This is a genomic window from Flagellimonas aequoris (genome assembly GCF_003584165.1).
GTDB lineage: Bacteria > Bacteroidota > Bacteroidia > Flavobacteriales > Flavobacteriaceae > Flagellimonas > Flagellimonas aequoris.
This window is the reverse complement of record NZ_QXFJ01000028.1, coordinates 21,352-33,504: the sequence shown is the minus strand read 5'-3', so window position 1 is coordinate 33,504 and position 12,153 is coordinate 21,352. Positions and strand designations below refer to the sequence as shown.

Genomic DNA, 12,153 nt, shown 5'->3' with positions numbered 1-12,153 from the left:
GAACCATCATGTTTAAGAACAACCTAAAAATAGCTTGGAGAAACCTTGTAAAAAGAAAGGGGTTCTCATTTATCAACATTCTAGGACTTACCATGGGTTTTGGTTGCAGTATTTTGATATTCCTTTTTGTTCAATTTCACTTGCAGTTTGACAATTTTCATCAAAATGCCGACCGAATCTACCGGGTGAATACCGAGGAACACCGGGATCTTATCGATTATGAGGCCGCAGTACCCCCAGGTTTCGCCAATGCTTTCAAACAGGATTATGACTATGCCGAAATCGTGGCCAAAAGTGCGGATCGCGATAATTGGCTCATCACCTTGGATGAAAATGGAGTAAAAAAACAGTTAAAGGCAGACATTGCCTTCACTGAAACCGGATTTTTCAAAATCTTTAATTACCCTTTGGTGGATGGTTCCAATGCGGCTCCCATTTCAGAGCCCAATACGGCCTTGATTACGGAACAGATGGCCCAAAAGATGTTCGGCGGGACAGACCCCATCAACAAGACCTTTGTACTGGAAAATGGAGAAACCATAAAGGTGACCGGAGTGCTGAAAGATCTCCCTAAAACAACACTGACGAAGGCACAGGTTTTCCTCTCTTTCGATACCTTAAAGAGTTATGATGAGTTTATGTCTTCCGAAAGCTGGGGAGGTATCAATTCTTCATTGCATTGTTATGCGCTCATGCGGCCCAACCAGAATATTGCCCAAATCGAGGAGCAATTGCAAGGGTACGTGAAAAAGTTCCGGCCCAATTCCAAAAACGTACACCACTATAAACTTCAGGCCCTTAAAGACATCCATTTTGACGATCGATACAGTGGTGGCATCGACGCGAAATCACTATGGATATTTTCATTCATCGGGCTTTTCATTTTGGTCGTGGCCAGCATCAACTTTATCAACATCTCCACGGCACAGTCCGTTAACCGATCAAAGGAAGTTGGGGTGCGCAAGGTTCTTGGCAGCTATAAACGTGAATTGTTCTGGCAATTTATGGCGGAAACGCTCATCGTCAGTGTTCTTGCCTTGGTTTTGGGTATTGCTTTGTGTTTGTTGGTACTGCCCTCCTTCAACACTGTATTTGACCTGGAGCTTTCCTTCAAGGAACTGTTGAATCCTACGTTTTTAGGTTTTGTGGTGCTCTTATTGGCGTTGGTCACCTTATTGGCTGGCAGCTACCCTGGTGTGCTTTTGGCAAGGATCGCGCCGGTTCTGGCCCTCAAAAGAAAACTGTCCCACAATGATACCGGAGGCTATCTGACCCGTAAGACACTCGTGGTCACCCAATTTGTAATTTCCATCGTACTCATTATCGGTTCCATAGTGGTAGGCAAACAACTTAAATATGCCATAAAATCAGACCTCGGTTTTGCAAAGGATGGTATTGTGATGGTTGAAATTCCTGATCAAATCGAAGCCCCCCAACTCCAAGGCCTCAAAGAAAGAATCATGCAAAATTCGGGCGTGGAAAACCTTACGGCCTGTTTTGCCTCACCTGGAGCCGGCGACAACAATTGGGGTACAAGCGTCAAGTTCAACAACCGACCGGAACCTGAGGAGTTCAACATTCAGGTTAAAGGAGGTGATAAAAACTATTTGGATGCCTTTGACCTAAACCTAGTGGCCGGTCGCAATTTCTTCGAAAAGGATTCGGTGGACGAAATGATTGTCAATGAAGAATTTATGAGAAAAGTAGGGGTTTCCAATCCCAATGATTTGCTCGGCAAACAAATTAACGTAAGCTCTGGCTTTGCCAAAGGTAAAATTGTTGGCGTAGTGGCCGATTTTCATGATGGTGATTTCCATGAAAAAATAAGTCCCATTTTCATTGCTCCAGAACCAAGACTGTACAATGAACTGGCCATAAAGATCAACATGGCTTCTGCCAAAAACGCGTTACAGCATATTGAAAGTGAATGGTCCGCAGCGTTTCCCGATTATGTTTTTGAATATGATTTCTTGGATGACCGTGTTGCGGAACTCTATCAAACCGAGCAACGCTTCCTTTCCCTTATCGGAATTTTTTCGGGTCTTGCCATTTTTATCGGCTGTCTCGGTATTTACGGGCTCATCCTCTTCTTTGTGGTACAGAAGACCAAAGAAATTGGCATACGGAAAGTATTGGGGGCCGGGGTTACCAACCTCGTGGGGCTCGTCATGCAGGATTTCCTGAAACTGATTCTCATTGCTGGTGTAATCGCCACGCCGATCGCTTGGTACTTTATGAACCAATGGCTCGAAAATTTCGAGTATAGAACTCCCCTCAACTGGTGGATATTCGTCCTGGCCGTGGCCATCATCATGGCCATTACCTTGTTGACCATCAGCTACCAGGCCATTAAGGCGGCCATCGCCAACCCCGTCAAAAGCCTGCGCATAGAATAACACATCAAAAAACGACAAACACAAAAAATCATGTTCAAGAACAACCTAAAAATCGCCTGGAGAAGCCTAAAAAAACAGCCGTTCTTCACTTTCCTCAATACATTTGGATTAGCTATAGGAATGGCTGGTGGGCTTTTGCTGGGGCTTTACATTTATGATGAACTCAGCTACGACACCATGTTTGCCGATGCAGACCGCATCTACAGACTCAATGCGGATATGAAGTTCGGCGGCAAAGAAGAAAGACTTGCGGAAGTTTCCGCTCCCATGGCCCAAGCCATTTTGAACGATATTCCCGATGTGGAACTCGTTACCCGGTTCAGGGGTGTGGGCAGTGTGTTCATCCGTCCACAGGATGCCCGGAGCAATGTTAGGGAAGCTTCAGTGACCTATGCCGATTCTACTTTTTTCAACATGCTTGGCATAAAGCTTTTGTATGGTGATGAAAAATCGGCACTTGTGGAACCCAATACCTTGGTTATGACCAAAACGGCCGCTGAAAAGCATTTTCCCGTTGATCAGGCCATTGGAAAAACTGTAGTGTTGAACGATCAAGATGTGTATACCGTAACGGGGGTCGTTGAGGATTTACCGGAAAATTCATTTCTAAAGGACAGGGGGCTGCTCCTTTCCATGGCAGGGTATGAGGATTCCAGGCAGGCAGAATGGGGAAACCACAATTATTATACCCTGATCAAACTATTGCCAGGTACTAAAGTCGAGAACATACAGAATGGCCTGCAAAATATGGTGGGCAAATACCTGATTCCCTATGCACAAAGATTCTTCCCTGGCATTACGGAACAGCAGTTCATTGATTCCGGGAACTATATGTACTACTCCACTATCCCATTGACAGACATTCATTTATATTCCAAAAGGAGTCCTGAGTTCAGTGCGGTGAGTGATATCAAAAACGTATATATTCTCGGGGCCATCGCGTTGATTCTGCTCGTATTGGCCAGTGTCAACTTCATGAACCTATCCACGGCGCATTCCCTGAAAAGGGCCAAGGAAGTAGGTATTCGAAAGACTTTGGGCTCCCAACGAAGCAGTTTGATCGGGCAGTTTTTGACTGAATCCGGATTGATTGCCATGGGCTCTTTGGTATTTGCCGTTATTATCGCGGCAGCCGTTATGCCCTTTTATAATGACCTTAGCGGAAAGGAACTGGCCATACCCTTTGCCAATCCATTCTTTTGGTTGATTCTACTTGTGGCAGCGTTGGCCCTGGGGTTCCTTTCAGGCAGCTATCCCGCACTTTTCATGTCCCGTTTTGTAGCCGCTAAAGTGCTCAAAGGACAGGGTGATAATTCCATTGGAGGAGGCCGTGTACGCAACGCTTTGGTAATCCTTCAATTTTCGATTTCCGTATTCCTGATCATGGGAACTTTGACGGTCTTTCAACAATTGCAGTACATTCAGGGGAAGGACCTTGGTTACGCAAAAGATGAAGTTTTAGTAATTCAGGGTGTGAACTCCCTGGAAGGGAAGCGGGAGGCTTTTAAGGATGCCGTGTTGCGTCTCAGCCAGGTCAATACAGCCACATTGAGCAGTTATCTACCAACACCATCATCCCGAAGCAGTGGCACTTTTATGCGCGCCGAGGACCAAAGCATGGAGAAAGCACTGAACATGCAGGAATGGCAGGTAGATGAGGATTATCTTTCCACTATCGGTCTTTCTTTGGTGGCCGGAAGGAATTTCGACCCAGATCATTTTGCAAGCGATTCCTCCGCCATTCTCTTAAATGAAAAGGCCGTGGCCATCTTGGGCAAAACCCCAGAAGAGGTTATTGGTTCCCAATTTATCAATGATTTCCAAGATGGTTCCATCATCACCGTAATCGGAGTGGTGAAGAACTTCCATTTTGAATCTTTACGGGACGAGGTATCGGCCCTTGGGCTGTTCTATGGGGCGGACTACGCCAGTAATTTGGCCATAAAGCTACATGGTGGGGATGTTTCCCGAACCCTATCGGAAATCGAAAATGCGTGGCGCGACCTTGCCCCTTCACAGCCTTTTGAACATTATTTCATGGATGATTCCTTCAACACCAGTTATGAAGCGGAGCAGCGATTGGGCCAGATCTTTATGATATTCACCGTTCTCTCTATCATCATTGCCTGTTTGGGGCTTCTTGGACTTGCCGCTTTCAATGCCCAAAAAAGGGTGAAGGAAATTGGGGTTCGCAAAGTTTTGGGAGCCAAGGTCGGGCAAATAGTGTTCCGCCTTTCCATGGATTTCCTGAAACTGGTAGTGCTCTCCGTGGTCATCGCCCTTCCATTGGGCTGGTATGCCATGGACCGCTGGTTACAGGATTTCTCGTACCACATCAACATCCCATGGTGGATTTTTGCCCTATCGGCACTCATGGCCGTTGGCGTTGCGCTCTTAACGGTAAGCTACCAAAGTATAAAGGCAGCTATCGTAAATCCTGTAAAAAGCTTGAGAACCGAATAATCGACCAAACACAAAAACATGTTTTTTAACCATTTAAAAATAGCATGGAGAAGTATTTTTAAGAACAAACTCTTTTCTTTTATCAATGTAATCGGGCTTTCCATTGGGCTTTGCGCCGCCATGGTCATCGGGGCCATTGTATACTACGACTTTTCCTTCGATAAGTTCCATCCGGACCAGGAACGTATCTATCGGATTGTCTCGGTATTCAAATCCAAGGATAGTGAATTCTCCAACCGCGGGGTGGCCATCCCTTTGATGCATACCTTTCAGGAGGGTGTTGCAGGAGTGGAGGTTACCGCCCCCTTCATGAATGTCGGATTTGCCAAAGTAGAGAACAAAGAAGCCGATTTGAATTTTAGGAACGTTCAAAATTCTATCCTGGCCGACGATGCTTATTTTCAAATCTTTCAATATGAATGGTTGGCCGGCGATAAGCAGTCCGCTCTTTCAGCTCCCGCCCAAGTAGTGCTTTCACAAAAGAAGGCCGAAACGTATTTTCCGAATACCCAACTGGCCGAAGTAGTGGGTCGCACCCTTATCTATAACGACTCCATAGCGGCAAAGGTTACGGGGGTTGTAGCCGATTTTAAAGAAAATACCGATTTTAAGTTCACTGAGTTTATGTCTTTGGCCTCGTCCAAAATGTTTGGTCAACAGGATATTACCACGGATGACGAATGGAACAGCACCAGTTCCGGGGACCAACTTTTCATCAAGGTGAAAGATTTGGCCAGTACACCTGCTATCCAATCACGGTTGGATGCCCTTGCCGAGGAACATAAAAACAATGAGCCATGGGCCGTTGATGATCAGCGGTTGTTTCAGCTTCAATCCCTTGCCGAAATCCATTTTGGAGGTAAATACGGGGATTACCCCTTTAACAATTCCAACCATGTTGCCAGCATGTCGGTCCTCAAGAGCCTTGCCTTTGTGGCTTTGTTCCTGCTGCTTTTGGGCTGTGCAAACTTCATCAATTTAAATTCTGCGCAAGCTTTGACCCGTGCAAAGGAGATTGGTATTCGAAAAACCTTGGGAAGTTCCAAAAAACAGGTGGTCCGTCAATTTTTAGGTGAAACTTTCATCCTAACGTCCATGGCGGCCCTATTGTCGCTATTATTGGCTCCAATGCTGCTGCGCCAGTTCGTTGATTTTTTACCTGCGGATGTGGACCTCTCGGTGCTTTACAGTTTCAAAGGAATTTTTGGTATCCTAATTCTTATCGGGTTGGTAAGTGTGCTTTCGGGATTTTATCCTGCCTTTGTTTTGTCCAGATTCAAACCCGTCTCTGTCCTTAAGGGTCAATTTGCAAAGGGCGACAAAGGCGTTCGGCTCCGAAAGACCCTTACCGTCTTCCAGTTTGTGGTAGCACAGGTTTTTGTTATCGCCACTATGCTGGTTGCCAAACAATTATATTTTGTAATGAACAAGGACATGGGGCTCAAGACAGATGCCGTTGCCTATGTGTATCTGCCTTGGAACGACAATTCCGAAGTGAAAAAGGAGCGGTTGTTCAACATGGTAAAGGAAGTCAAAGGGCTGTCCAACATCAGTTGGGGGAACAATCCTCCCGCATCAAACAGTGTTTCCTCCACTATGCTCGCCTATTACAAGGATGGTGCTGAAATGCACCAAGAAACCGAAATGTTGTGGGGCGACCTCAACTATTTGAAAACCTATAATATTCCCATGCTGTCCGGAAGGGAACGATTGAACGACAGCATCAAGGAATATGTAGTGAACGAGGCTATGGCCAAGGCCTTGGGCTTTCAAAACCCTTCGGATGTGGTCGGTGCTATGTTGAAATTGGACACTATGAACATTCCTGTAGTGGGGTTGATGAAAGATTTCAACCAGCGTTCCTTAAGGTCCAACATACGACCATTGGCCTTGACGGGAAATTGGAGGAACCAAGAGTATTCCAACTTCCGTAGTATCCATTTTGATCTTGGATCCAATTCCGAACAATGGCCGGAATCCATTAAAGAGGTGGAAAATGCTTGGGCTTCTGTTTACCCAGATGAAGAGGTCGAAGTGAGGTTTATGAGTGAAGTGGTGGAAGGCTTTTACAGGAAAGAACGCAGCACCGTGCAATTGTTGAAATGGGCCACGGGGCTTGCCATCTTGATCAGTTGTATGGGGCTTTTGGGCTTGGTGGTCTACACCACGGAACGTCGGGTAAAAGAAATAGGGGTCCGTAAAGTATTGGGTGCCAATTTGGCCCAATTGAACTTTCTGCTGTGCAAGGAGTTCTTATTGCTAGTGGGTGTGGCCTTTGTCATTTCTGTTCCCATTTCATGGTACCTCATCCAAGAATGGATCCAGAGTTTCGCTTACAAGACTTCCCTCAGCTGGTGGGTATTCTTCGCCAGTGGAATGGGTATGGTGCTGGTTGCCTTGATCGTGATCGGCGCAAGGACCTATAGGACCGCCAATATAAATCCGGTGGAAAGCTTAAGGACAGAATAATTTTATGCTGCCCTTCACGAACAAACAAAAACTTAATGCATGTATAAACTCTATCTAAAAATAGCGAGTCGATACCTCTTCAAGAACAAATTATATTCTTTCATCAACATCTTTGGGTTGACTGTTGGGATTGCTTCCTTCATACTCATCATGTTGTATGTGAACCATGAGCACAGTTATGACAAATTTGAAGGCTCCGACCGTGTGTATCGCGTATACATGGACTATCTTGAAGGAGGAAAATATGTTCCCGGAGATGCCAATGCCTACATTGTAAGTGGCCCCACGCTCCAAGAACAGTTTCCCGAGATTGAGGAATTTGCAAGGCTGAGGCGATTGGGTGAAGTGGTACTGTTGCACGATGACGGGATTTTTGACCATATTACCGCTTCCTTGGCAGACCCTACATATTTTGATGTATTTGGTCGCTCTTTGGAAAAAGGGGATGTAACCAATGCCTTGAATGAGCCCTATTCCATTGTACTGAGCACCGCTTTGTCAAAAAAAATCTTTGGTGACGCAGACCCCCTAGGAAAGACCTTGAAAATTGCAGGATCGGACGACTTGTTGTTCACCGTAACGGGGACAATGGACAATAAAGGATACAATACCCATTTAAAAAACGATTTTCTGGTTTCCCTCAAAACCTTTTATACCTGGGAAAGATTTAAACAGGACTGGGATTATACGTGGAACCAAAATGCATATTTCACCTATATAAAGGTTGATAAAAATGCCGATGTTGCCCAGTTGGGGCAAAAAATCATGGACTATGTCCCAGAGGGGCTGAAAAACGAAAGGCACCATATTGAACCCATTGAGGACATACACCTGAATTCCAACAAACCCTATGAGGCAGAAACCAACGGTAATGGCAATAATGTTCGGTTTTTGGCCATTATCGCTTTTATTACCCTTCTACTCTGTTGGATGAATTACATGAACCTTTCCAGCAGTAAATCGTTGGAACGTGCCAAGGAAGTCGGCATTAGAAAAGTTGTTGGGGCCAAAAAACCTCAACTGGCCCTTCAATTTCTTTTGGAATCGTCGCTGTTGAATATTATCGCCATTGTTCTTGCCGTGTTGAGTGTCTATATTCTGCTTCCAAGTTTTAATGCCCTGGTGGAGCAAGATTTAGGGTTGGACAAGGCACAATTGATGTCCCTTTTGCCCTATTTGGCCATTATGTTGGTCGGTGCTTCTTTGGCTGCTTTTTATCCCGCATTTGTACTTACCAGGTTCAAGCCCACCAAGGCCCTGAAAGGAAAAGCACAGACCTCTTCTGGGGGGGCATTCTTTATCAAAGCCTTGGTCGTGTGCCAATTTGTGGCCACTATCGCCTTGTTGATCGGCACCTTTATGGCCAATAAGCAGATCCATTTTCTCAAAAACCGCCCTATTGGGGCCACTTTAGACCCCGTGATTGCCTTAAAAGGACAGGTACTCAATAAAACATCCGACTCATTGTTCAATTTAAGTTTTGATGCGCTGGAGGATGAACTCAGAAAAAGTCCCTATGTAGCCGAGGTTACGGGAGCAGGAACCTATCCAGGGGATTCTTTTGACAATTTAAACTCCAATATGGGGATTACGTTCCCAAATGGGAAAACGGATGAGAAGCATATCTGGTACAATTATAGTGCAGGGCCCGAATATTTTGATGTAATGGGAATGGAATTCGTTGCCGGAGGTCCGTTCAGACAGACCAGTCAAAAATCGAGCAACAATGTTGTGATCAATGAAAAGATGGTGCATTTCATGGAAATCCATGATGTGGAAAGTGCCGTTGGAAAAACCATTAAGTACTGGGGAACAGATTGGACCGTGGCAGGGGTAATCAAAGATTACAACCATTCTGGAATGAAGTCCCCTGTGGTGCCAATGGTCATAAGACATACAAGAAATTCCCAGAACGTTTTGGTAAAATTGGACAGAAAGGCCATGACCATGGGAAATACCGAAAAGGCCTTGGATGACATGAGCAGGATATGGCACCAGATTTTCCCGGTAAGCACCTACAACTACACCTTTTTAGATCAGAAATATGAGGCGCTCTTTAAAGATGAACAGAAGTTTGCCAAGGCCTTTCAGCTTTTTACCGTGCTCGCCATTCTAATCGCCTCCTTGGGCTTGTTTGGGCTAACATCATATACCTGCCTACAACGTACTAAGGAAATTGGGATCAGAAAGGTCAACGGGGCGACCATTACCCAAATCCTTTCCTTATTGAACAAGGATTTTGTGAAGTGGGTCGGGCTGGCCTTTGTCATTGCTGTTCCCATTGCATGGTATGCCATGGACAAATGGCTCAGTGTTTTTGCCTATAAAACCCCTTTGAGTTGGTGGGTATTCGCGTTGGCGGGAATATTGGCCTTGATGATTGCGCTCCTTACCGTAAGCTGGCAAAGTATTAAAGCTGCGATGACCAATCCGGTTGAAAGTTTAAGAAATGAATGATCCCAATCAAAAGAACCATTAAATGAAAATGTGACATGTTAGGATTAAAATCATACCTGAGGCATCTTTCTAGGAACAAAATGTACACAACCGTGACCGTTTTGGGGTTTGCCCTGTCGCTCACCTTTGTGCTGTTGCTTGGGGTCTACATCCAAAGCGAACTGTCCGTTGACGATTTCCATAAGAACAAGGACAGAATATACCGCTTGGAAAATGAAACCGTGGATTTCTCCCCCCCGATCGCGACCGATCTAAAACAGGAATATGCAGAAATTGAGGATTTCACGAGGGTGTTAAATGTTTCAGGTAGAATATCCACATCGGGAAGCCAGAAACTAAAATTTGATTATTTGGGGGTCGACCCTGGTTTTTTTAACATGTTTTCGTTTCCCCTGCTTTATGGCGAATCTGAAGATGTGCTCCAGACCGAGGATGGCATTGTGCTCTCCAAATCCATGGCATTGCGGTTATTTGGCACTTCCAATGCCGTCGGAAAGTCTGTTTTCATCAATACAGAACATAAGTTTACGGTTACCGGTATTATGGACGACTTTCCAGAGAACACCCATTTCAATAAGCAGGATGCCTTGGTCAATCTGGGCGCCTTTAAAAAAATCTTTGGGTTTGAGGGCATTATGGAAGAATATGGCTGGTGTTCTATAAGCATTTATCTGATGGCCAAGCCCAATACCAACCTTCCTGCCAAGGCCCCACAGATTTTGGAGAATTTCAAAAAGAGTTTCTGGTTATATCAAGATAGTATTGCAAAAACAGTGGAGTTCACCCCATTGAAGGAACTGTATTTTAGTAATAAAGTAGGAAATGGAACCAAAAGTAACAGCAGAACCATGGTCATGGTGCTTTCTGTTATCGTTTTCATTATCCTTTTACTGGCCGTTGGAAACTACATCAACTTAACCATTGCACAGGCTACCTTTAGGGGCAAGGAAGTGGCAGTGAAGAAATTATTGGGCGGATCCAAGAAACAATTGATCCGTCAATTGGTAGCCGAGTCCTTTGTACTGTGTTTTGCTGCCGTCTTAATCTCCTTTCTGTTTGCCAAATTGTTGGAGCCTACCCTGAATTCCCTTTTGGAAACCAATTTGAACCTTAACCATGCCCTTACCCTAACCAACATTGTGGTGGCACTTGGCATGCTGTTCTTGATCGGCTTTATCTCGGGTATTGTCCCCGCTTTGAAGATTTCAGGTTTCAAACCCATTGAAGTAGTGAAGGGAGAATTGCGGACAAAGGCAAAAAGTGTCTATGCCAAGGCCTTCATCACGTTCCAGTATACTGTGGCCATTTCCCTATTGGCATGTAGTTGGATCATTCTTAAACAAACGGATTATCTCAGAAACAAGGATTTGGGATTCAACAAGGACAATATTGTCCATTTGCAATATTTAGGAGGTACCAACCAAAAAAAGGCCATTAAAGACGAACTTCTAAAAATTCCCGGTGTAAAAGACGCTTCCATAACTTGGCAAAGCCCTTTGAGCGGAGGCAGTAACCAGACTTTCAATTACGAGGGAAAACCAATCAGTTTTCAAGAATTTGCAGTGGATTCCGCATTTTATGATGTGTTTGACATCAAGGTCATGCCAACGGATGTGGCCTATTCACACAATGGGGTTGTCCTGAATGAGGCTGCCCTAAAGACGTTGGGCATCACGGACAATCCTGTTTCCTTCAAAATGGAAGAGAACGAGGTGCCTATTTTAGGGGTCGTAAAAGACTTCAATTTTAAACAATTACGGGACAATATTGGGCCTCTCATGTTGCGTCAACAAACACCCGGATTTTTTGCGGACAATATTTTTTTAAAAGTGGACGGGCAAGGAATTGTAAACACCATCAACCAAGTAAAGTCCACTTATGCAGGGATTGTCGGCGACGTGGAATTCGATGTTCAATTTGTGGACGAGACCATAGATCAATGGTACAAAAAAGAAGAGCGCACAGGAAAGATCATCAGCTATTTTACCTTTCTGGCGGTCATCATCTCCTCCATGGGCATCTTGGCCATGGCCACTTTCTATATGCAGCAACGGAAAAAAGAAATTGGCGTGAGAAAAGTGAACGGTGCCACCATTGGTGGTGTAATGATGCTTTTGAACAAAGATTTCGTGAAATGGGTGGCATTGGCATTCCTGATCGCCGTACCCCTTTCTTGGTACGTCATGCATAAATGGCTCGAAGGTTTTGCCTATAAAACAAATATGAACTGGTGGGTATTCCTGTTTGCTGGAGTACTGACCATGCTTGTGGCTTTGTTCACGGTGAGTTGGCAAAGTTGGCGCGCAGCATCGGCAAACCCAGTGGATGCATTAAAGCAAGAATGATTTTTTGGTGAAAACGATAATGA

Annotated in this window: 5 protein-coding genes; all 5 read left to right on the top strand. The window is 44.9% G+C overall.

Going from position 1 to position 12,153, the window contains the following annotated elements:
- The first annotated feature begins 8 nt into the window (after positions 1-8).
- Genes D2U88_RS12650 through D2U88_RS12630 form a run of 5 tightly spaced genes read left to right on the top strand, consistent with a single transcriptional unit; the run spans position 9 to position 12,130 of the window.
- Positions 9-2,396 carry an ABC transporter permease gene (locus D2U88_RS12650; RefSeq protein ID WP_119640938.1) on the top strand — a complete coding sequence of 796 codons (2,388 nt, stop codon included), beginning with the start codon at positions 9-11 and terminating at the stop codon, positions 2,394-2,396.
- Positions 2,397-2,426: 30 nt separating this feature from the next.
- Positions 2,427-4,859: an ABC transporter permease gene (locus D2U88_RS12645; protein ID WP_119640937.1), complete on the top strand. Its 2,433-nt coding sequence runs from the start codon at positions 2,427-2,429 to the stop codon at positions 4,857-4,859.
- Positions 4,860-4,877: 18 nt separating this feature from the next.
- Positions 4,878-7,328 carry an ABC transporter permease gene (locus D2U88_RS12640; protein WP_119640936.1) on the top strand — a complete coding sequence of 817 codons (2,451 nt, stop codon included), beginning with the start codon at positions 4,878-4,880 and terminating at the stop codon, positions 7,326-7,328.
- A 39-nt stretch (positions 7,329-7,367) separates the two neighbouring features.
- Positions 7,368-9,785: an ABC transporter permease gene (locus tag D2U88_RS12635; protein ID WP_119640935.1), complete on the top strand. Its 2,418-nt coding sequence runs from the start codon at positions 7,368-7,370 to the stop codon at positions 9,783-9,785.
- A gap of 35 nt (positions 9,786-9,820) precedes the next feature.
- A complete protein-coding gene (locus tag D2U88_RS12630) occupies positions 9,821-12,130 on the top strand; it encodes an FtsX-like permease family protein (protein ID WP_119640934.1) in 2,310 nt (769 codons plus the stop codon).
- Positions 12,131-12,153 lie beyond the last annotated feature (23 nt).